This is a genomic window from Kribbella koreensis (genome assembly GCF_039525325.1).
Classification (GTDB): domain Bacteria; phylum Actinomycetota; class Actinomycetes; order Propionibacteriales; family Kribbellaceae; genus Kribbella; species Kribbella koreensis.
Genome location: NZ_BAAAHK010000012.1, coordinates 99,645 through 122,030, shown reverse-complemented (window position 1 = coordinate 122,030; position 22,386 = coordinate 99,645). Strand labels below are relative to the sequence as shown.

Genomic DNA, 22,386 nt, shown 5'->3' with positions numbered 1-22,386 from the left:
CTGGTTCATGTCGTCGTCAGGTGAATTTCACTCCCTTGAGCATCGTCTCGAACTCGGTGAAGAAGGTCGCCACGTCGACGGCGCCCTTCTCCGCCCGAGCCCACGCGAGCAAGGTCTTCCCGCTGACGTCGATCACGGCGATGCGCAGGGTGAGATCAGGCTGGAGTCCGAAACAGTCGTCGGCCGGCATGTTGGCCTCCGGGCACCCGAGGACCCCGTCGAGCGGCCCCGCGGCATCGCCCGTCATGACGGTTGCGTTGTGGCCGTCGACGGTTGTCGTCACCTCGTCCGTAAATGTCGCGCCTTGCGCGGTGAGTCCCCGAAGGTAGGTCAGGTAGTCCTGAGGAGGCGCGGCCGGCTTGAGCTGTTTCGGCTTGTACAAGTTGACCGGCAGCACGAAGCGGACCTTGTTGTTCTCGGCGAGATTCGAGTCCCAACTCAGCAGCGTGGCGCTGTCCGGATCCGCCTCGACCTTGAGGTCATCGGGCAGCGTGGCGATGAGCGGTATCGAGAAGGCGTGGCTCGTATAGGTCCGAGCGCTGACAGTCGGGCTCGGAGGCGGGGTCGTCCTCGACCCTGCGCCCATATCGCACGGACTGCACGGCCCGGGCCCTCGCTCGTTCCGTGAACATGTACGAACCGGCGGCGCACCGCCCAGTCCCGCAGACTCCGGGCCGGCTGATCGGCAGGCCGTCTGCCTGGGCCCGGAGCACGAGACCACCGCAGCATGGTCAGCCGCCCTGTCCGCATCGTCGTCAGGGCGCTATTTGATGGCCCCCATCGACAGCCCACGGACGAGCTGTTTCTGCGCGATCCAGCCGGCCAGGATCACCGGCAGTGCGGCGATCGTCGCCGCCGCCGACAGGACGGCGAGGAACTGGCCCCTCCCGTCGACGAAGCTGCCAAGGAACGGCGGAGTGGTCCGCGCAGCGTTGCTCGTCAGAAGGGTGGCGAAGAAGTACTCGTTCCAGCTGAAGATGAAGCTGATCAGAGCCGCGGCCGCGACGCCCGGCAGCACGAGCGGCAGGACGACCCGCACGATCTCATGGAACAACCCGGCCCCGTCGACCCGCGCCGCCTCGACGATCTCGAACGGCACCTCGAGGAAGAACGACCGCATCATCCACACCGTCACCGGCAGGTTCACCGCACCGTAGACGATGGCCAGCATGTAGATGTTGTCGAGCAGGCCGAAGCTCTTGAGGATCATGTACAGCGGCAGGACGACCGCGGCCATCGGCATGAACCGCGTCGAGATGAAGAACGACAACGCCCCTTGGACGTTCTTCACCCGGCGGATGCTCAGGGCGTACGCCGCCGGGATGGCCAGGACCACCGAGATGACGGTCGCTGTCACCGCGGCCGTGAGGGAGTTGATCAGGTACCCCTGCATCCCACGGTCCATCGCCAACTGGTAGCCGGTGGTCACCGGCTTGAAGAACACTCTGGGATTGATCGACGACGCAATCGACTCCGGCTTGAAGCCGTTGATGACCATCCAGAAGACGGGGAAGAAGAAGAGCAGGACGAGCACCCAGGTGAGAGCGGTCACCAGGCTTGTCTTGACAGTGCGACTCATCGGCTTCCTCCGGCCATGAACACTTTGAACAGGGTCCGCAGCGCGACGGTCGCCACGATGATGGTCAGTACGACGGTGATCACGCCGTACGCCGCGGCCTGGCCGACGTCGAGCCCGATGAACGCCCGCTCGTACAGCAGATACGCAAGCGTCTTGGTGCCGCCGGTGCCCTTGGTCAGGATCGCGATCGGGTCGAAGACCTGGATGATGATGACCGCGCCGAGCAGGACGCCGATCTCCACGTACATCCGCAGGTGCGGCAACGTGATCCAGGTGAAGGTGCGCCACGAGCCGGCGCCGTCGACCTGCGCCGCCTCGAGGACGCCGCGGTCCTGGCCCTGCAGGCCGGCCAGCAGGATCAGCATCATGAACGGGGTGAACTGCCACGTCAGCACGATGACGACCGCCATCAGGGGATGCTCGGTACTCCACGAGACGACCGGCAGGTGCAGCGTCCGCGAGAGCCAGTTGAGCATGCCGATGTTGGTGTCGAACATCGAGTACTTCCAGATCAGTGCCGAAGCCGCGGGCATGATGAGAAACGGCGTGATCATCAGAGTTCGCGCTACCGCCCGGCCGCGGAAGTTGCGGTCGAGCAGCAGCGCGAACAGGAGTCCCAACAGTAGCGACAGCACCACGGCCAGCGCGGTGATCACGACGGTGGCGACGACGGACGGCCACAGGTCGCCCGACGACAGTGCCGAGAGGTAGTTCCTGAAACCGGTGAAGCCACGATCCGCCGGGTAGAGCAGGTTCCACTTGATCGTCGAGTAGCCGACGGTGACGAGGAACGGGACCTGGGTCAGCAGAATGAGGAACAGCACCGCCGGCAGCAGCAGCCACCGCGCGGTCCAGACGTCATTGCTCCTGACCCGACGCGGGTCGCTCGCCGTCGCGGCGTCGACGGTGTCGAGTTCGGTGACAGCCATGAGGGGACTTTCCTGATTGGTGGGGTTGCGGACGCGGAGGCGACGGTCGCTACTTGTGCGCCTCGCCGGCCTTCTTCGCAAGGCTCTGACACTTGCCGAGGGCATCGTCGACCGAGCCACGGTTGGCCAGGTAGTTCGCGATGAGTTGCGCACACTGGTTGCCGACGTCCTGGAACTCGGGGATGGAGACGTACTGGATACCGACCCACGGCTGCGGATTCACCCCTGGCTGCTGGGGCTTGACCGAGGTCATGGCGTCCAAGGTGATCTGCGCGTAGGCCGCAGCGGCCTTCTTGTACTCCGGCAGGTCGTACGTCGACTGGCGCGTCCCCGGCGGAACGAGGGACCAGCCCAGCTTCTCGCCGACGAGCTTGTGGTAGTCCTTGCTCGTAGCCCATTTCACGAAGTCGATCGCGGCGTCCTTGCTCTTCGTGGTGGCAGGGATCGCGAGGTTCCAGCTCCACAGCCAGCCCGACTCCTTGGTCTTCTCGACCGGCATGTGGGCGTAGCCCATCTTTCCCTTCACCGGGGAGTCGTCCGCCTCGAGCATCGAAGCCGCTACCGAGGCGTCGGCCCACATGGCCGCCTTGCCCTCTTTGAGAGCGGTCAGGCACTCGTTGAAGGAGTAGGAGACCGGGTCTTTCTCACCGGAGGTGTCGAGCAGGGTCTTGTAGAACGTGACTGCCTGCTTCCACTCTGCCGAGTCGACCGTGGCGTTCCAGTTGTTGTCGTACCAGTTGCCCCCGAAGGTCTGCACCACCGTTGTCAACGGGGCGAAGAGATCACCCCAGCCGGGCTTACCGCGCATGCAGATTCCGGCCCTGGTGGAGGTGTTCACCTTCTTCGCCGCGTCGGCGACCTGCTGCCAAGTCGGGTTCGAAGAGAGAGTGACGCCGGCCTTGCCGAGGATGTCCTTGTTGTACATGAGGATCGAGGACTCACCGTAGAACGGCACTGCATACTGCTTGCCGCTGTTGGAGATCGCCTCACGCACCGGCGGCAGCAGGTCGTCGACGTCGTAGTTGGCGTCCGACTTCAGCGGTTCGGTGAGGTCGACGAGCCAGCCGTTGGCGCCCCACTGGGGCGTCTCGTACGCACCGATCGTGACGATGTCGTACTGGCCGGCCTTGCTGGCGACGTCGGCGGTGACCGCCGCGCGCAGGTCTCCCTCTTCCATGACCTGGAAGTTGATCATGGTGCCGGGGTGCGCCGTCTCGTACTCCCCCTTGAGCTTCTCCATGTCCTTCATCTGGCCGTTGTTCACGGTAGCCAGGTTGAGCGTGACGTTCTTACCGTCGCCACCGTTGCCGGCGGTGCCGCTGGATACGTTGCCCGACGAGCAGGCCGCCACGGCGAGCGCGGTTGCCACCACGCCGGCTGCGGCGGTCAAGGCGCGCTTCGAACAGAGCATGCCTAACTCCCTAGATAGTTTGTTGCCGGAATGTCGGACAGCGTGTCCCTGTCGGTGTCGGCCGGACAATGACGTCTTCGCCAGCCTTTCGATACTTTTCTCTTCCGCTCATTCGAGCGCTCCGCACGGTCGGAATCCCTGAACATCTCCCGGGCCGCTCATCTGAGCGAAGGTCTTCACGCCTGAGCGTCGGTGTGACACACTTGAGCGTCACCGCGGTCTGACCTACGACCCAGCCGGTGGAGGTGAGGACTTCGATGCCAACAACGAGCACTGCCCACGGTCGCCTCGCGGGGTTCCCATCGACCAAGATCGGTCGGCTTCCGACCGGCCGCCTCCCGGGCATTCCGGACCTGCCTGCTCCCCGCCGTGAGGTGATCCCGCCGCACCCCCAGCACGCGTTTCGTGCCCTCACCCACGACTTCCCCAGCGAGATCTGCGGCTGGGGCGCGCACCCCGAATACGAGATCCACCTCATCACCAAGACCCACGGCAGCTTCATCGCCGGCGACCACGTCGGCACCTTCGCCCCCGGCCAGGTCAGCCTCATCGGCCCGTTCCTGCCGCACGACTGGGTCAGCGAGCTACCTCCGGGACAGATCGCAGTCGACCGCGACGCGGTCATCCAGTTCACCGACGAGTGGATCCGCGACTGCATGCGGCTGATCCCGGAACTCCAGGAGCTCGACGACGTTCTGACCCAATCGGCCCGAGGGATCGTCTTCTACGGAACGACCGCCTGGCAGGCCGCGGAGACCATCCTCGACGTTGTCCGCGGCGATGGTGCCGAACAGGTCGCCGGCCTCTTCCGTCTGCTGGGCATCTTCGCCCGAGCCCCTCGAGACGAGCGTGAGATCGTCGCGAGCGAATGGCTCGGCCGGCCGGCCGACGGCAATTCGCAGAACGCCGTCGAGCTGGGTCTGGCGTACATCTTCGAAAACCTCACCGACGACATCCGGCTGTCGACCGCCGCCCGGCTTGCGCACATGTCCGAATCGACCTTCTCCAAGTACTTCCGCAGTGCCGCCGGCATGACCTTCAGCGCGATGGTCAAGAAGCTGCGCATCGCCCACGCACGCCGCCTTCTCGACACCACCGACGCCTCCATCGGCCAAGTGGGCCAGCGGAGCGGTTACCGGAACATGGCCAACTTCAACCGCCAGTTCCTGGCCGAGGTCGGGGTCACACCGACCGCCTACCGCAAACTCGAGTCATCACAAAAGCCGAAGGCAGACCTCTTCAGCCTCGGCCTCCGCGCACGAGCCACGGCATCCACCACCCACAGTTGACCGCGGGTGGTCGCCCATGGGAGGGCACCGCCGATGGACTCGTAGGTGGGCCAGCTGGGCCCGCTGGCCTTGGCGGTGACGGATACGTCGGCGGTATTGCTCGGGGAAGTAGTGCCCCTGGTGAGGAGCACAGCGGCCAGGCATACCACTAGGCCGACAGCCCCCGACGCTGTGCCGCTTGCGAGTACTGAGGACCAGATACGGTGTCAGTGTCTTGAAGAAGGGGCCGGCCCGGGTGGTCCCGGGCCGGCTGCTGGATCACTTCTCGGGGTAGAGCTTGGCGAGGAGCTTGCCGGTTTGGTCGTAGGCCCTGACCTTCAGGGGGTCGGCGGCGGAGTGGGGGGTTTTGTCCAGGGCGGTGAAGGCGAACCAGCCGTCTGCGAGGGGCGCCTCGTAGGTCGGGCCGGAGCCGATCTGTACTACGATCTTCGCGGTGTTGGCCGGTGCCCGGCCCCAACCGGTCGGGAGCGAGCGGCCGCAGGCCGTGCCTTGGCAATCGGTGCCCGCGGGGTGGATCGCGGCGATGTCCTTGCCGCGGGTGCCGTCAGGCCAGGGGACTCGCGGGTAGTCCGTGCCCAGGTCGCCGAGGCGTAGGGCGGTGACGCCCCAGCCGTAGCCGCCGCCCCGGATCTCGTCGATCGGCAGCTGGCAGGCGATCACTGTCTTGCCGGACGGTGAGGTCGCGATCAGCAGGGCGCCGCTGAAACCGGTGTAGTTCTTCTCGGTCAGGCTCAAGCGGTCGGAGACCTGGATGTGCCAGTTGGTCATGTCGACCCAGGCGTTCACCGAGCAGTTGCGCAGCTGGCCGGCCGGGTTGTCCGGGAACGGATCCGCCTTCGCGGCGGCCACCAGTGCGGCCGACGGCTTGTCCCCGCCGGGAATGATGCAGAAGAAGGGGCCCGTGGAACCGTTCTTCAGTGCGTAGGCGCGCGAGCTCACGGACCGGAAGCCGGACGTCTTCATCAGCGGCTTCTTCGCGCCGGGGTACCGGAGCGCGCAGCGGCGTTCGGCCTCCTGCTTGGAGATCCGCTGGGCGGCGCCGTCCTCGCCACGAGGTACGCCGGGGACCGGGCTGAACTGGGAGTTCTCGGCCGCGGCCACACCGGGATTGTTGCCGGTGGTGCCCGGATTCGGGATGAGGGTGACGGCGAGGGCTGCCGCGGCGACGCCGGCGACGGCACCGCCGGCACCCAGCAGACGCCGGCGGCGCAGGCCGCGGTGGCCCCGGGTGACGACCGTCGCGGTGTCGAAGTGGTCCAGTGATTCGGCGTCGGCCAGGCGGCGTAGTTCAGCGCTGACCTCGCGGGTGTCTTCCATCTCGTTCTCCTTCACAGCGCCGGGCTCCGGCGCCGATCGATGGCCTTGCGGAGAGTGTCGAGGCCACGCGCGGCCTGGCTTTTCACCGTGCCTTCCGAGCAGCCGAGGATCTCCGCGGTCTGCTCGATCGAGAGGTCCTCGTAGTACCGCAGGACGACGCAGGCACGCTGGCGTGGCGCGAGTGCTCGCAGCGCTTCGAGCACTTCGTCACGCTCGGCGTGCCCGGTCGCGAAGTCGCCGCTCTCGACGGCGCGCTCCGGGACCTCGGCGCTGGTGACCTCCCGGCGCCAGGGCCGCCGGCCACCGTCGTACGCGACGTTGACCAGCGTCCGGCGGGCGTAGGCGAACGGGTTGCCGGCCCGTTGCACCTTCGGCCAGGCGAGGTACAGCCGGTAGAGCGTCTCCTGGACGACGTCGTCCGCCTTGTGCCGGTCGCCGCCGATCAGGTACGCCGTCCTCCGTAGCGACGGACTCGCCGCCTCCACGAACTCGACGAACGCCTTGTCACGCTCCGCCATCCTCGCCTCCGCTCTCCATGTCTCCCCCAAGACGGAAAGCCCGCTCCTTCAGGTTGCACCCGATGCGGTCAGGGGCGTTGCAAGGTGATTGTCGCGTAGGTCGTGCCGGCCGGGAGGACGACGGTGCCCGCGGACTGGTCGACCACGGCGCCCTTGATCGAGACGGTGGCGATGTTGTTGCGCAGCGCCGGGAGTTCGATGCTGTACGCCGTAGCGGAAGCGCCGGTCAGTTCGAGCGACAGGTACTTGCCGTTGGTGGTCAGCCGGAAGCCGGCGCGTTTGCCGTCGGAGGTCGGGTAGTTGTCGACGGCGATCTTCTGGCGGCCGGCGAGCCATTCGCCCGGTACGCCGCGGCCGATGATCAGCGTGCCATCGGACTTCTCCGCGATCAGCGAGTCGAACAGCACCTTGGTCGCCGTCGACTGCCCCCACATGTGCTGGTTCGAGCCACCGCCGCCGAACGCGTGGTCGATGTCCCACGGCGAGTTCGCGCTCGGATAACCGACACCTTCCCACCAGCCGAAGGGCCCGCTCTGCGACTTGGAGATCATGAACTGGTACGCCTTGATCCCCAGATCGCGGTACTGCTCACCCCGCAGCGCGGAGCTCCCGTACCCGGCGTTGTACGCGCTCGAGTAGTAGCCGTGCGGATAGCCGCCGAAGTTGTAGATGGTGTCCGAGATGTCCTTGCGACGGTCGAAGCCGTGCGTGTAGGTGTCGTCGATCTTGTCGAGCATCACCCCGCTCTGCTCCGCGCCGAACAGATACCCGTCCCAGGCCCACCGGCCGAACAGGAACATCGACGCCCAGTTCGCGTCCCGGGGATCCTTGCGCGGCCCGGTCTCGTTGGGTTCGACCATCGAGATCGGGATGTAGTCCAGGTTGTGCTCCTGCATCGTCTGGGTGATCCGGGCCGTCGCGACCCGCAGCAGATCGTCGTACTCCGCCTTGGCCCACGCCGCCTCAGCCGTCTCACCGAGTGCCGTGGCCAGGTACCGGTACGTCGTGAGCCCGGCCAGCGCCGACCAGTTGTCGATCGTCCAGTAGCCGAGCGAGTCGATCGCCAAGGTCTGCTTGATGATGCCGGTACCGCCGTCGATCCGGTCCGTCTCGACCATGTGGGTGTTCTTCTTGATCGTCTCGAACTGGCTGCGCACGAAGGCCTTGTCGCCGGTCCGCTGCAGGTACAGCGCGTACGGCCAGCTGTACTTCCACTTGGCGTCGTCGTACTGGAGCTGGGCCGGCAGCGTGGCGAGATAGTCGCGGGCGTAGGTGAAGTCGCCGATCGTCAGCAGCGTCGCCACGATGCCGATCGTGTCGTGGTCGAACATCTCGTCGTACCCGTTCTCGCCGACGTGCAACTGCTTCGCGCCGTCGATGTCGTCCCGGATGATCAGCGTGTAGATGTAGCCGGCCTTGTACGCGTTGACGAGCCGCTGATCCGGCAGGTCGGTGATCTGCGCGATCGCCGCCAGCCGCGTGTTCCAGTACTTCCGCATGTCCTTGTAGTGCTTGCTGAACGATCCCGCCTGCTGCAACTGCAGCGCGGACGGCCAGTCGTAGCTCGCCCCGAACCGATCAGCGGCGACCGCATAGTCGCGCACCACGGTCTCCCCCGCGCCGATCGTCGTCGACGCGGCGGTAGCGGTGAGCGGCGTCAACAGGCCCGACACCCGCGGCAACCGGGCGGTAGCCGCGGTCGTGTTCGTGACGGTCATCCGCGAGTACGCGACCTCGAACCGGTTCCCGCCGATCACGACCAGATCCGCGAAGTTCTCGACCTGGATCTGCAGCCCGTCCTTGGCGTACTCACTGATGAACGCCGGCAGATACCCCTCGGCGTTCGTCCACTTGATCTTGCCGGGAATGTTCGGCACCCCGAACGTCACCATCGCGTCGCCCCGGCTCCGCAGCTTGTAACTCCCGTCGATGAAGGCGATCGGCGCGTTCAGGTCGCCCTCCCATCCGAACGACGAGGTGAGCCCCGGATTCGTGACGTTCGTGTACTCCGCTCCAGCCGCCGCCACCCCAGCCTCGTCGAAAGCAGCCTTGAGCAGCAGGTAGGACAGCCGCAGCTCGTCCCGTTGAGCTGAGGCATCCCCGATCACCGCTGTCGCCGAGGTGATCTCGCCGTCGAGTTGCTGCTGCGCCGCCTCGCTGGCTGCGTTGAAGTCAGCCGACGCGGCCCGGGCGAGCAGCGTCCGGGTGAGCGAACGGTACCCATCGGCCGACGTCTCCGACTGAGTCACGCCGGCCAGCGTCACGTTGCCGGAGGCATGCGTCTTGCGGAGCAGCTGCGCGCTGATCCGGGCCGAGTCGCCGGCGGCGATGGTGAGCTCGTACAGCCGGGTGACCGCGTCGTTGGTACTGACCAGATCGCTACTGACGAAGCTCGGCGTCGCAGCGCCGTTGAGGTAGACGGACACGGTCGCGGCCGCACGCCAGGCGCCGGACACGAACCGTACGGTCCGTCCGCTCGCCGCCGCCGGGACCGTGAGGTCGTAGCCGTACGACCCGCCAAGATCCACGCCCGTGTCGGCTCCATCGGCGAAGAAGATGCCGCCCTGCCGAGTGCCCGCCTGGGCCCCGGTCGGCGTGCCGTTGGTCCATGAGTACGTCACCGGGTTGTCGTTCTGCGCACCGATCGCTGCGCCGGCCTGCCGGTTCGCGACAGCAAGCCGAGCCGTCCCAGCCGGTACGCCGGAGCTGCGGTTGATCGTCGAGCCATCGAGATGCAGCCAGTCGCTCGGCCCCTCACCGGTCAGATCCATCGAGACCGGCGGCGCCGTCGCCGTGAAGCTCGGCCCGGCCGCCGACGCGACCCGCGAAAGCGCGACCGCGGACAGCGACACGTTCCCGGCCGGCTGGACCTTCTCGGTGAACTTGCCCGTCACGACCACGCCCTCCCCCGGCCGGATCGTCACCGTGTAGCGCTTGGCAACCGCAGCGTCGGTGGCGCTGATCGGAGTCGTGTACGCCGTACCGCTCCCGTCCGCCGCCGCGACGCTGACCGTGCCACGGGCTTGCCAGATCCCGCCCACGAACACCAACCGCCGGGCCGAATCCGCCGGCGCGACCGTGATCCGGTAGCCGCCCGCCGCGCCGGCCGAGTTGAAAACCCCGCCCGTGGTGATCCCCGTGCTCGATGCCGTCGAGGTCCCGTCCGACCACCGGAACGACAGCGGGCTGTCGTCGAGGGTGGTCGGCGCAGCGGCCGGATCGAGGTTGTCGACCGTGATCGACGGCGCGACCCCGGCCTTGCGCTCGGTACCCGTACCAGCCGGATGGACCCAGTCGAGGTCACCGTAGGCGGTCAGATCCAGCACGCCGGCCACCCCGGTACCACCCGCGAGTCTCTCCGTGTTGACCACGAACGCGTTGGACGGTGTCGCCGATGCCGCCGGCAAGGAAGTCAGCGCCGGCAGCAGGAGCGCCCCGGCGGTGACTGCTGCGAGCAACTTCGTTCGGGTCCTCATCGGGTATCCCCTCACTGCCTCGGTGGTCCTGGAAGGCTGGAGCCGCGGACGATCAGCTCGGGCTCCAGCAGCACGTGCTGCGGATCCCGGGGATCGCCGGCGAGCAGGTTGTCGATCGACTGGATCAGCTGCCGGCCGACGACGTCGATCGGCTGATGCAAGGTGGTGAGCCCGGGGCTCACGAGCGCGGCGGTCGGTGAGTCGTCGAACCCGGTGACCGCCACGTCGGCCCCTGGACGCAGCCCCCGCTCGTGCAGCGCACGGAGTACGCCGAGGGCGAGCGTGTCGGACGCACAGACGAGCGCCGTGGCAGGGCGGGACGAATCGAGCATCCGGTGCGCGGCCTGCCGCCCCGCCTCCAGGGTGTCGGCGACCGCCGCCTGGAGATCCGTCTCCAGCTCGCGCCCCCGGCATCCCTCGAGCCAGCCTTCGCGACGTTCGGAGCCGATCTCGGACTCGGCCGGCCAGCCGATATGACCGATCCGGCGGTGCCCTTGCGCCGCGACATGCTCGGTCGCCGCCCGGGTGCCCGCGCGGCCGTCGACATCGACCCAGGACGTGGCCTCGTCACCGTCCCAGGACCGGCCGAACGACGCGAACGGCACGCCCCACGACCGCAGCGCCGAGACCCGGTCGTCGTTGCGATGCGTCTCGGCCAGTACGAACGCGTCGACCGACGTCTTCTTCAGCAGGTCCCGGTAGGCCTTGATCTCGTTCGCCGAGCCGTCCTCGGCGTGGCACAGGATCAGGTGGTAGCCGGCCTCGGCCGCGGCGGCGTTCAGCGCGTACAGGAACTCGTCCATCAGCAGCGAGGCCTTGTCGGTCCGGGCCGGCCGGGTCTTGAACGCGATCAGCGACGAGCTGCGGTTGCGCAGCGCCCGCGCCGACAGGTTCGGCTCGTAGCCCAGCTCCTCGACCGCCGCCAGGATCCGCTCCCGCGTCGCCGGCGCCACCCGCTCGGGATTGTTGACCGCGTTCGACACCGTCTGAGCCGACACCCCTGCCCAGCGAGCCACCTGCACCAACGTCACATGCCCATGCGGCACCGGCGCCATCCCGGCCTCCCTGACCTGCATCTTATTAACGTCAAAATCCGTGACCCGCACGCTAGTGAGCCGCGCGGGTCACGTCAAGATGCAGTCAGGCTGGATCTGGTTTTAACGCTAACCGCCAGTCAGCCGGCTATTTGCCGGGCACTTTGTCGTAGGCGGTCTGCTGGATCTCCAGGTAGCGCTTCAGCCCGAGGCCGTCGAGGCCCTTGACGTAGGCGTCCCAGTCGGTGTCGATGTTCTTCGAGCCGGTGATGAACTGCAGGGCGTTCTGCTGGACGTAGTTCTCGAGGTTCGTCTGCAGTGTCGCGACCTCGCTCGCCAGGGACGGGTCGATCCACACCTTCCAGAACGGGTAGATCTGGGCCTTGTCCTCCTTGCCGGCGTACAACTTGGTTGCCTCGAACAACCGGCGCTCATAGCCCGGCTGCGAGTTGATGTCGGGGGCGATCGCCTCGGAGTTGCGGAACTGGGCCGTGTTGTTGTACTGGGCGAGCGCGCCCCAGCCCGAGTTCAACGGCTTCGAGCCCGGCTTCAGCGGGATCTGCTTGAACACCGGCTTCAGCGACTGGTCGAGGGCGACGTCCCCGGGTCCGGGCTTGGTCCAGCCCTTGCCCTCCATGCCGAACTGCCCGTTGATCTGGCCGGCGTCGGTGAAGATGTAGTCGAGCATCTTGATCGCCTGGATCTGCTCCTCCGGGGTCGCCTTGCTGGTCAGCACGAACGTCGCTCCGGGCACGCTCGGGAAGTTGTAGCCGGTGAAGTTCGCGCCGCTCGGCCCGGTCAGCGGCGGGACGGCGTAGTACTGCTTGTCCCGCCCGTCCGCCTGCCCGATGGTGACGAACTCTCCCGAGTGCAGCACGGTAGCCGCGCCGAGCGCGGGTACGCTGCCCGAGTCGCCCTGCCGGATCAGCGCGTCCGGGTTCTGGGTGAAGGCGCCCTTGTCGATCAGGCCTTCCTTGACCAGCGAGTTGAGGTACTTCAGACCGTCGCGCCAGCCGTCCTTGTTGGCCTGGATGTCGACCTTGCCGTCGTTCAGCACCAGGGTGGAGTTGTTGTTGCCGCTGGTGCCCTGCGGATCGTAGATGAAGGCGTTCATGAAGTACGGGATCAAGCTGTCGCGGACATCGGCGCTGAGCGGGACCTCGTCGGCCTTGCCGTTGCCGTTCGGGTCCTGCGTCTTGAACGCCTGCAGGACCTTGCGCATGTCCTCGGTCGTCTTCGGCTGCTCCAGCCCGAGTTTCTTCAGCCAGGTCGTGTTCATCCAGAGCTTGTCCTGGTACGAGCAGTGGAAACAGTCCACCCACTGCGGCATCCCGTAGATCTTCCCGTCCGGCGCCGTCGCCATCTCCTTGTAGCCCGGCGAGGCGTCCAGCGCCTTCTTGATGTTCGGCGCGTACTGGTCGATCAGCTGGTTCAGCGCGACGACGACGCCCTGGTTCGACAGCCTCAGCAGATCCGCCTGGCTGAACTGGTCGACCCACGGGATCAGCAGGTAAAGGTCCGGATAGTCGCCACTGGCCAGCGAGATCTGCCGCTTCTCCTTGGCGGGCCCGCCGTCGAACGTCGTGGTCTGCCACTTGATGCTGAGGTTGAACTTCTGCTTCACCAGCTTGGTGAAGTCGTTGGTGGCCAGGTTCCAGTCGGCCGACTGCGGCGCGAACACGTCGAGAGTGACCGCGGGATTCCCGGTGATGGTCGGCAATGGCTTGCCCGCGGTCGTCGACGATCCGCCTCCTGAGCAAGCGGCCAGGGCGAGTGCCAGGAGACTCGCACCGGCAACCGCGGCACGCCTCCGCTTTCCGAACTGTCCAGACATGGTTCCCTCACAGGGTAGAGATGGTGCCGAGGATCAGCCCTTCACGGCGCCGATCAGGATTCCCTTGGTGAAATAGCGCGCGACGAACGGATAGATCAGCAGCACGGGAACGCTCGCGACCACGATCAGCGAGTACTTCAGCAGGTCGGCCATTTCCCGCCGCTGCAGCGCGACGGACGCGTCGACCGCTCCCCCGCCGGTGGTGTTGAGGATCAGGATGTTGCGCAGTACCAGCTGCAGCGGGAACAGGTCCGGGTTCTTCAGGTAGATCAGCGCGTCGAAGTACGAGTTCCATTGCATGATCGCGTACATCAGCGCGACCACCGCGATCATCGGTTTGGCCAGCGGGATGACCACCGACCAGAGGAACCGCAGGTCGCCACAACCGTCGAGCTGCGAGGCCTCCACCAGCTCCTCGGGGATCGCCGTGCGGAAGTAGGTGCGGGCGATGATCACCTGCCAGACCCCGATCGCCTGCGGGATGATCAGCGCCCACCGGGTGTCCAGCAGGCCGGCCTGCTGGACCACCAGGTACGTCGGGATCAGGCCGCCGGTGAACAGCATCGTGAACAGGATCAGGGTCATCACCAGGTTGCGGCCGACCAGCGTCCGGCGCGACAGCGGATAGGCGATCGCGATCGTCATCGTGACGCTGACGATCGTGCCGACGACCGTGTAGAACAACGAGTTCGCGTACCCCTGGACGACCTGCGGATTCTCGAACACCGCGTGGTACCCGCGCAGCGAGAAGTCCACCGGCCAGAGCAGCACCCGGCCCGACGACACCGCCTGCGGGCTGCTGAAGGAACTGGCCACGATGTACAGCAGCGGCAGTAGCACGACCAGCAGGAAGACGGTCAGCAACAGGTAGACGCAGAACATGAACATCCGGTCCGAGCGCGACTCCCGGATCCGCTGGGCCGTGCTCATGACCACAGTCCGTTGCCGGTGACTCGCTTGGCGATCGCGTTGACGATCAGCAGCAGGACCAGGTTGATCACCGAGTTGAACAGGCCGATCGCGGTCGCCATGCTGAAGTCGGCGTTCAGCAGACCGGTCTTGTAGACGTAGGTGGCGATGATCTCGGACTGGCTCAGGTTCAGCGGGTTCTGCAGCAGGAAGGCCTTCTCGAAGCCGATCGCCATGATGTTGCCGACGGCGAGCACGAGGATGATCACCGCGGTCGGCATGATCCCGGGCAGGTCGACGTGGATGATCCGGCGCAGCCGCCCGGCGCCGTCCACCTTCGCCGCCTCGTGCAACGCCGGGTCGATCCCCGCCAGCGCCGCCAGATAGATCACCGCCGAGTATCCGGTGGTCTGCCAGACGTCCGACCACACGTAGATGTGCCGGAAGTAGTCGGGATTGCCCAGGAAGTCGACGGCGGGAACCCCGAAGAATCCCAGTCCCTCGTTGACGATGCCCAACCGCGGCGACAGCACCAGGATGGTCATCGAGACGACCACCACGGTCGAGATGAAGTACGGCGCGTAGGTGACCATCTGCACGGTTCGCTGGAAGAAGCCGGTACGGACCTCGTTCAGCGCCAGTGCCAGGACGATCGCCAGCGGGAAGCCGGCCGCGACCGTGTAGACCGACAGCAGGAAGGTGTTCTTCACCAGGGTCGAGAACACCGGGTTCTGGAAGAACACCTCGAAGTTCTGCCAGCCGATCCAGGTGCTTCCCCAGATGCCCTGGATCACGTTGTAGTTCTTGAAGGCGAGCACGGCGTTCGACATCGGGATGTACTTGAAGACCGCGAACCAGACCAGCGGGACAACCATCAGCAGGTACAGCGTCCAGTGCCGCCGCAGACTGCGGCGCAGGCCGGCGACCGTGGTGCGTTCGCGCCGGCGTCGCCGCGGCCGCGGCGGTGCTTCGCCGATGGGTGGCGGGATGGTGGTGGGGATTGCTGCCATCGGGGCCTCCTCCTGCCTGGGCGTCGTCAGCTCAAGCTGAGACGGTGGGCTGTGCCGGCGCTCAGCCGGACGGTGATCCGTTCGTCGCCAGAGCGGATGACGCGCTCCTGGTTCCGATCCGCGGTCAGGGTCACGTCCACTCCGTCCGTGGACCAGGCGAGGTCGACCGAGACGCCGCCTCGCGCACGCAGACCGGTCACCCGACCGGAAGGCCAGTCGACCGGCAGTGCGGGCAGTACCTCGATCTCGCCGGTATGGCTCTGCAGCAGCATCTCCGCGATCCCTGCGGTCGCGCCGAAGTTGCCGTCGATCTGGAACGGGGGGTGTGCGCAGAAGAGGTTCGGGTAGACACCCGCGCCGCTGCCAGGCCGCCCTGTCGCGGTGTCGTCCGCAGGCCTGAGGAATGCCCGGACCAGGCGGTGCGCGGCGACCGCGTCGCGGAGCCGGGCCCGCAGGTTGATCTTCCAGGCCAGCGACCAGCCAGTGGCCTCGTCGCCCCGCAGGTCCAGCGTGCGCGCTGCCGCGGCTGCCAGGACCGGCGTACTGTCCGGCGTGATCGCATTGCCGGGATGGACGCCGACGAGGTGCGACATGTGCCGGTGATGGGGGTCCTCTTCGGGGAGGTCGGCCGCCCACTCCTGCAGTTGTCCGCGAGCACCGATCGATGGCTCGGGCAGCCGTTTGCGGGCAGCGGACAGCTCATCGACAAGGGCGTCGACGATCTCGAGCAGTCCGGCGGCTTGCGCTACCCGCTGGAAGAGATCCGCGATGAGGGCCAGGTCCATCGTCGCCGACCGGGTCACCGATGCGGGCTGTCCGTCGTCGGCGAGGTAGTCGTTCTCCGGTGACGTCGACGGCGCCGTACCAAGGGTGCCGTCCGGCATCTCCACCAGCCAGTCGAGGCAGAACTCCGCGGCGCCGAGCAGCACGGGCCACGACTCGCGGAGGAACTCCAGATCGCCGGTGAACTCGTAGTGGTCCCACAGATGACGGGCCAGCCAGGCGCCTGCCATCGGCCAGTTCGACCAGCGCGGATCTCCTTCGACCGGGAACGACCAGCACCAGGCGTCGGCGTTGTGATGCGCGGTCCAGCCACCACAGCCGTACCGCTCCCTGGCCGTCGTACTCCCGGCCTGGGCGAGCTGACCGATGTAGCGCAGCAGCGGTTCGTGGCACTCGGACAGACTGGTCGTCTCCGCCGGCCAGTAGTTCATCTCGGTGTTGATGTTGACCGTGTAGTTGCTGCTCCACGGCGGCCGGAGGATGTCGTTCCAGATCCCCTGCAGATTGGTCGGCAGGCCGCCCGGCCGCGAGCCCGCGATCATCAGGTAGCGGCCGTAGTTGAACAGCAGCGCTGCCAGCGCGGGATCCTCCGCGTCGGTCTCGCGCGCGATCCGCAGGTCTGTCGGCAGGTCGGCCTGCCCGGCCGGACCGGCCAGCTCGAGCGCCGACCGACGGAACAGCCGTTGGTGATCCTCGCGATGATCGGCCAGGAGTTCGGCGTACGGACGGGCTCGCGCGGCGAGTGCCGTCGCGTCCGCGCCCGCCCAGCACTCCGCCGCCGACCGGGTCGGCGCGGTCGACGGCCCGGCGTACCCGGTGGCCGTGGAGAGGATCAGCGTGACTTCGCTCGCGCCCTCGACGCTGAGCTCGGTTTCATCGGCCCGGATCTCGCCGTCGCTCGCGGCCCGCAGCGCAATGGCTGCTGCCATGCCGCGATCAGAGCCTTCGGAGTACCGGACCGGCTCCGGGACGTCGCGATGCGGAGGAGCGACATCAGCAGGGGCCTGCAGCAACAACCCGAGCCCATCGGCAGCGGCCTGAGCTTGCGACGGCAACTGCGAGGTCAGCCGGCATGTCAGCGCCAGCACCGGATCGGACGCGGTCATTCGCACGACCAGCACACCGTCCGGCGCACTGACGAAGACTTCTTGCCGCACCACGACCCCGCCGAGCTCGTACTCCGCCGTTGCCGTCGCCGCATCGAGATCGAGTTCCCGCCGGTACTGCGCAACGTCGCCCGCGGCCGGAGTGGCGCCACCGACCCGTGCCTCCAGCAGGAGGTCGCCCAACGGTAGGTACGCCTGGCTGTAGCCGGAATGGAACCCCCGGGCCAACTCATGCGCTCGGCGAACATCGCCGGCCTCGAGCGCGTCGCGCACAGCCACGACCGCCTCGGCGCCGGTCGCACCCAGCGGAGTGGACAGCAGCCGCGCGGTCTCCGGACTGCCCGACCACAGCGTCTCGTCGTTCAGTCCGATCCGATCCGTGCCGACACCGCCGAAGCACATCGCGCCGATGCGGCCGTTGCCGAGCGGCAACGCCTCCAGCCAGCTGCCGGCCGGGCGGTCGTAGAACAGCCGCTGCGTCGCGGCGCGGTCCGAGCTCACCAGGTTGCTCATACCACTGTCCTCCGTCGAGATGACGAGGTATTAATCCTATGAATTTCCGGGATCGTAGCGCTGCTGCACCGCATGGTCCATACTGAAAGCCGTTGAATCGGAAGAAAGATCCCATCTATAGGGATCGGACCTGAGGGGCCGCCATGCCACGCATCACCTCGGTGGAGGTCGTCGACGTCCGCTTCCCGACCTCGCTGACCCGCGACGGTTCGGACGCGATGAACAAGGACGGCGACTACTCGGCGGCGTACGTCGTCCTGCACACCGACGACCCGGACCTCGCCGGGCACGGCTTCACCTTCACCATCGGGCGCGGCAACGACCTGTGCGTCGCGGCCGCCGCTCAGCGCGCCGAGCCACTGGTCGGCCGGGATGTCGACGGGCTGTGCGATCGCCCCGGCGAGATCTACCGGGAACTCCAGTCGGACAGCCAGTTGCGCTGGCTCGGCCCGGACAAAGGCGTCATCCACCTGGCGCTCGCGGCAGTCATGAACGCGGTCTGGGATCTGGCCGCCCGGCGGGCCGGCGTACCGCTGTGGCGGCTACTGAGCGGCATGTCCGCCGAGCAGCTCGTCGACGCCGCGGATCTGCGGTACCTCGCGGACGTACTGACCCCCGAGCAAGCCGTTGCCCTGCTGGAGCGGCAAGAACCGGGCCGCAGGCAACGAATCGAGGAGCTCGAGGCCTCCGGCTACCCGTGCTACACGACCTCGGCCGGATGGCTGGGGTACTCCGATGCCAAGCTGCGCAGGCTCTGCGAGGAAGCCGTTGCCTCAGGCTACAAACACGTCAAGCTCAAGGTCGGCGCCGACCTGGACGACGACATCCGGCGCTGCGGCATCGCCCGCGAGGTGCTCGGCCCGGACGGTCACCTGATGATCGACGCCAACCAGGTCTGGGAGGTCCCGCAGGCGATCGAGTGGATCAAGGCATTGGCCGAGTTCGATCCGCTGTGGGTCGAGGAGCCCACCAGCCCCGACGACATCCTCGGCCATGCCGCGATCCGCAAGGCGGTCGCACCCATCGGCATCGCCAGCGGCGAGCACGGCATGAACCGGGTGCTGTTCAAGCAGATGTTCCAGGCCGGCGCGATCGACTTCTGCCAGCTCGACGCGGCTCGCCTCGGCAGCGTCAACGAAGTACTCGCGGTCTACCTGCTCGCGGCCTGCTTCGACGTACCGGTCTGCCCGCACGCAGGTGGTGTCGGTCTGTGCGAGCTCGTCCAGCACCTCGCGATCTTCGACTACGTCGCAGTGTCCGGAAGCCTCGAGGGCCGCGTCACCGAGTACGTCGACCACCTGCACGAACACTTCGTCGACCCCTGTGTGGTCCAGAGCGGAGCGTACGTGCCGCCGACCGCTCCCGGCTACAGTGCCGAGATGCACAGGGAGTCAGTTCAGACCTACCGGTTTCCGGACGGCGCCTACTGGTCGTCCGCCCCGGCACGGGACCCACAGCAATGACGCCGGGCAAGGTGGTCGACAAAGCGCCCGGTACCTCCCAGACCGATGTCGTCATCGAGAGCATCCGGCAGATGATCATCGACGGCCGGCTCCGGTCCGGTGACCGGCTCCCGGTCGAGAAGGACCTCGCGACGGCGCTCGGCGTCTCCAGGAACCCGCTGCGTGAGGGAGTCCGGGCGCTGTCGATGATGGGAGTTCTCGAGACCCGGCAAGGAGACGGCACCTACGTCACCAAGCTGGAGCCGTCGATGCTGCTCGCACCGATCGGGTTCGTCGTCGACCTGCAGGACGGCAGCGGAACGCACCATCTGCACGCGGTCCGGCGGATGCTCGAGACCGAGGCGGCCGCCATCGCGGCCCAGCAGATCGCGCCGGCCGACCTCGACGCCGCTGCCGAATTGCTGCGCCACAACGAGGCGGAACTGCGGCTCGACGAGCCCGATCACGAGACGGTGATCGAGAACGACATCGCCTTTCACCGGATCATCGCGGACGCGGCCGGAAATCCGGTGCTGGCGGCACTGATCAACGCGCTGGGTGGACGGACGATGCGCGACCGGCTCCGCCGATCGATCACCCAACCGGGCGCCGACGAGACCGCCCACACCGAACACCTCGCGATCCTCGCCGCGCTGACCGCGCACGACCCCGACCGCGCCCGGATCCGGATGGCGGTCCACCTGTTCACGGTCGAGGACGACCTGCTCGAGACCCGCCGCCGGACCGACGGCGAAACGAGACCCGTGGAGGAACCTCCTGCGCTGGAGCAGCCCTGAGCTGACCCTGACCTTCGTTCTCGACGACGGTCCGGTGCGGCTGATCGGCGTACGCAAAGCCTCGCTGCCGGACCACGTCGAGTCCCCCGAAGCATCCGCCCGGGTACTGCGCCTGACGCGATCGGCTTAAGGCTCCACCGGCTGCAGCAGCGGCCGTCGTTCGGCTAGGGCCGCGCTGATGGGATCGGCCTTCGGCGACGTCACCATGCCGGGGCCCGGTTCCATCAGCATCGCCGCGACCGGGACCGTTTCGCCGCAGCGGGAGCATCGTCTGGTTGCGTCGGGCTGGCCGCCGCAGTCGGCGTGGGTGAAGACCCGGCGCGGGCCTTGGGGCGCGTAGTGGGCATCGCCCCATTCGGTGAGGGATCGGACTACCGGCCACAGATCCAGGCCCTTTGCGGTCAGCTCGTATTCGAATCTGCGCCCCGATCCCGGCGTACGAGCCAGTACGTCCTCACTGACCAGGAACTCCAGGCGTTCGGTCAGCACTGCGCGCGGGATGCCCAGATGGGACGAGAAGTCGGTGAACCGCCGGATGCCGAAGAACGCGTCGCGGATGATCAGCAGCGACCAGCGCTCGCCGACGATCTCCAGCGCCCGGACCATCGAGCACGGCTGATCGAGGTATTCGCGGGGAAGAGCCATTCCCCCAGGATAGTTCATTCACCGAACCAACCGTGCTAACCTCAGATCGGTTCGCTGACCGAACCATTCTGGAGGATCCATGGACACGCCCGCCCCGCACCGGCCGGGTCTCGCGATCACGGCCGGGGGCACGTTGCTCGCCCTCAGCGTCTTCACCGCGCCGCTGTCGATCGTTCCCTCGGTCGCCGCCGGGCTGCAGGCGAGCACGATCGCGACCTCGTGGATCCTCAGCTCGATGAGCCTCGGACTCGCGATCACCCTGCTGACCGCAGGCGCGATCGGGGACGACTTCGGCCGGCGGCGCGTCTTCACCGCCGGTGCGCTGGTACTAGGCATTGGCTCGGCGGTTGCGGGCCTGGCGCCGAACGCGCTGGTCTTCGTGCTCGGCCGAGTCCTGGAAGGGATCGGCGCGGCAGCGGTCATCGCGTGCGGCCTGGCGATCATCAGTCACACGTCGCCGCCAGGTCCGGCCCGCGCTCGCGCGACCGGCATCTGGGGAGCCAGCCTCGGCGCCGGCATCGCTCTCGGCCCGCTGGCAGGTTCCCTCATCGATACTGCCGCCGACTGGCGGTACAGCTATCTACTGTTCACAGTGCTCGCCCTCGGCCTCGCCCTGGTCGGCCGCTTCCGGCTCGAAGAGTCCCGCTCCGGCCGAGCCCGCACGATCGACGTCATCGGCGCACTCCTGCTCGGCGTCGGCCTGGCCTGCCTCCTTGCCGCGCTGACCGAAGGCCGCCAGGACTGGACCAGCCTGCTCGAGTTGAGCTTGATGGCCGGCGCGGTCGTCTTCCTCACCGGCTTCGTCACGCATCAGCGGCGGGCGAGTGGCGCGATGCTCGACCTGACGCTGTTCCGGCGCCCGGCCCTGAGTGCAGCAACGCTCGCCGCGTTCATCTCCGGCGCCGGAATCACCGCACTGCTGTCCTTCTTCTGTACGGTCCTCGAACGCGGAATGGCCCGCTCCCCCGTCTTCGCCTCCGTCCTGCTCCTGTCCTGGTCCGCGATCAGCGTCGCCGCCGCCCTACTCACCCGCCATCTGCCTCCACGCCTGTCCGGCGGCGCGAAGATGGCCGGCGGGCTCGTAGTCATCACCATCGGCCTCATCCCCATGACCCTGCTCACCCCGACGTCCGCACCCTGGCACCTCATCGGCGGCCTGGTCGTAGCTGGTGTCGGCACCGGAGTCGTCAACGCAACCCTCGCGCGGGAGGCCGTCGCAAGCGTTCCCCCGGACCGAGCCGGCACGGGCAGCGGCATCAACAACACCAGCCGGTACGTCGGTGCGGCCATCGGCGTCACCGTCGTCACGATCATCGCCGTCCACCCGGCCGGCACGCCCGCAACCCTCGTCGCAGGCTGGAACACCGCCACCCTCACCGGCATGGCCTTCTCAGTGGTCGGTGCGGCCGCGGTCTATCTCCTCCACCGCGCCGACACCCCATGGATGGCGGCCCGCGAATTGCTGCGCGAAGGGGATCAGGAGCACGACCAGCGCGACAACCCAGGCCAGCACGCTGAGCAGGGCTTGGGGAGCCGGTTGCCAGCCGCGTTCGGTGAAGCCGAATAGGCCGATCGTCCGGGACCCGATGAAGCCGCCCAGGCCACTGAGACAAAGGGCTATGGCGGCGATTCGGAGTACAGGCGCGTTCCGGAGGAGCAGGAGCGCGGCGATGGCGAAGGAGGCGGTGGCGTCCCAGCGGAAGGACGTGCCGATGTACGGAATCGCGTGGTAGCTGCGGACGTACAGCTGGGCGTGGATGTAGCCGGCGATCGCCAGGCAGACGGAGATCGGCA

General features: G+C 67.3%; 17 protein-coding genes. 4 read left to right on the top strand and 13 right to left on the bottom strand.

The window, feature by feature from the left end; genetic code table 11:
• Positions 1–16: 16 nt before the first annotated feature.
• The 4 genes from ABD116_RS23840 to ABD116_RS23825 form a co-directional block, all read right to left on the bottom strand.
• Positions 17–586: a hypothetical protein gene (locus tag ABD116_RS23840; protein ID WP_343974257.1), complete on the bottom strand. Its 570-nt coding sequence runs from the start codon at positions 584–586 to the stop codon at positions 17–19.
• A gap of 177 nt (positions 587–763) precedes the next feature.
• The gene (locus ABD116_RS23835) at positions 764–1,579 is read right to left on the bottom strand and encodes a carbohydrate ABC transporter permease (RefSeq protein ID WP_343974254.1); all 816 of its coding nucleotides are present in this window, start codon (positions 1,577–1,579) and stop codon (positions 764–766) included.
• Complete coding sequence (locus ABD116_RS23830) at positions 1,576–2,508, bottom strand: carbohydrate ABC transporter permease (protein WP_343974251.1); 933 nt, start codon at positions 2,506–2,508, stop codon at positions 1,576–1,578. The genes ABD116_RS23835 and ABD116_RS23830 overlap by 4 nt, the downstream gene beginning before the upstream one ends.
• Before the next feature lie 49 nt (positions 2,509–2,557).
• On the bottom strand, positions 2,558–3,919 hold the full coding sequence (locus ABD116_RS23825; protein ID WP_343974248.1) for an ABC transporter substrate-binding protein: 1,362 nt from the start codon (positions 3,917–3,919) through the stop codon (positions 2,558–2,560).
• A 257-nt stretch (positions 3,920–4,176) separates the two neighbouring features.
• On the opposite strand from ABD116_RS23825, the gene ABD116_RS23820 reads away from it, so the two are divergent.
• The gene (locus tag ABD116_RS23820) at positions 4,177–5,208 is read left to right on the top strand and encodes a helix-turn-helix domain-containing protein (protein ID WP_343974245.1); all 1,032 of its coding nucleotides are present in this window, start codon (positions 4,177–4,179) and stop codon (positions 5,206–5,208) included.
• A gap of 258 nt (positions 5,209–5,466) precedes the next feature.
• Here ABD116_RS23820 and ABD116_RS23815 read toward each other — a convergent pair whose 3' ends face one another.
• From ABD116_RS23815 to ABD116_RS23780, 8 genes are all read right to left on the bottom strand, one after another.
• Positions 5,467–6,525, bottom strand: coding sequence for a hypothetical protein (locus ABD116_RS23815; protein ID WP_343974242.1), 1,059 nt, complete (start codon positions 6,523–6,525; stop codon positions 5,467–5,469).
• 11 nt (positions 6,526–6,536) lie between these two features.
• Positions 6,537–7,043 carry a SigE family RNA polymerase sigma factor gene (locus tag ABD116_RS23810; RefSeq protein WP_343974239.1) on the bottom strand — a complete coding sequence of 169 codons (507 nt, stop codon included), beginning with the start codon at positions 7,041–7,043 and terminating at the stop codon, positions 6,537–6,539.
• A gap of 68 nt (positions 7,044–7,111) precedes the next feature.
• Positions 7,112–10,519: a sugar-binding protein gene (locus tag ABD116_RS23805; protein ID WP_343974236.1), complete on the bottom strand. Its 3,408-nt coding sequence runs from the start codon at positions 10,517–10,519 to the stop codon at positions 7,112–7,114.
• Between the two features lie 11 nt (positions 10,520–10,530).
• Positions 10,531–11,595, bottom strand: coding sequence for a LacI family DNA-binding transcriptional regulator (locus tag ABD116_RS23800; RefSeq protein ID WP_343974234.1), 1,065 nt, complete (start codon positions 11,593–11,595; stop codon positions 10,531–10,533).
• A 106-nt stretch (positions 11,596–11,701) separates the two neighbouring features.
• Complete coding sequence (locus tag ABD116_RS23795) at positions 11,702–13,387, bottom strand: type 2 periplasmic-binding domain-containing protein (protein ID WP_343974232.1); 1,686 nt, start codon at positions 13,385–13,387, stop codon at positions 11,702–11,704.
• Between the two features lie 33 nt (positions 13,388–13,420).
• Positions 13,421–14,317 carry a carbohydrate ABC transporter permease gene (locus ABD116_RS23790; RefSeq protein WP_343974229.1) on the bottom strand — a complete coding sequence of 299 codons (897 nt, stop codon included), beginning with the start codon at positions 14,315–14,317 and terminating at the stop codon, positions 13,421–13,423.
• Complete coding sequence (locus ABD116_RS23785; protein WP_343974226.1) at positions 14,314–15,306, bottom strand: ABC transporter permease; 993 nt, start codon at positions 15,304–15,306, stop codon at positions 14,314–14,316. The genes ABD116_RS23790 and ABD116_RS23785 overlap by 4 nt, the downstream gene beginning before the upstream one ends.
• A 26-nt stretch (positions 15,307–15,332) precedes the next feature.
• Entirely contained in the window at positions 15,333–17,708 is a 2,376-nt protein-coding gene (locus ABD116_RS23780) for a glycoside hydrolase family 95 protein (RefSeq protein ID WP_343974223.1), read from the bottom strand.
• A gap of 143 nt (positions 17,709–17,851) precedes the next feature.
• Between ABD116_RS23780 and ABD116_RS23775 the strand changes: the two genes are divergently transcribed.
• Positions 17,852–19,171, top strand: coding sequence for an L-fuconate dehydratase (locus tag ABD116_RS23775; RefSeq protein WP_343974220.1), 1,320 nt, complete (start codon positions 17,852–17,854; stop codon positions 19,169–19,171).
• Positions 19,168–19,947: a FadR/GntR family transcriptional regulator gene (locus tag ABD116_RS23770; RefSeq protein ID WP_343974218.1), complete on the top strand. Its 780-nt coding sequence runs from the start codon at positions 19,168–19,170 to the stop codon at positions 19,945–19,947. Before ABD116_RS23775 ends, ABD116_RS23770 begins: the two co-directional genes overlap by 4 nt.
• A gap of 126 nt (positions 19,948–20,073) precedes the next feature.
• Here ABD116_RS23770 and ABD116_RS23765 read toward each other — a convergent pair whose 3' ends face one another.
• Entirely contained in the window at positions 20,074–20,592 is a 519-nt protein-coding gene (locus ABD116_RS23765; RefSeq protein ID WP_343974215.1) for a winged helix-turn-helix transcriptional regulator, read from the bottom strand.
• 79 nt (positions 20,593–20,671) lie between these two features.
• On the opposite strand from ABD116_RS23765, the gene ABD116_RS23760 reads away from it, so the two are divergent.
• Entirely contained in the window at positions 20,672–22,159 is a 1,488-nt protein-coding gene (locus tag ABD116_RS23760) for an MFS transporter (protein ID WP_343974212.1), read from the top strand.
• Positions 22,160–22,386: the final 227 nt, after the last annotated feature.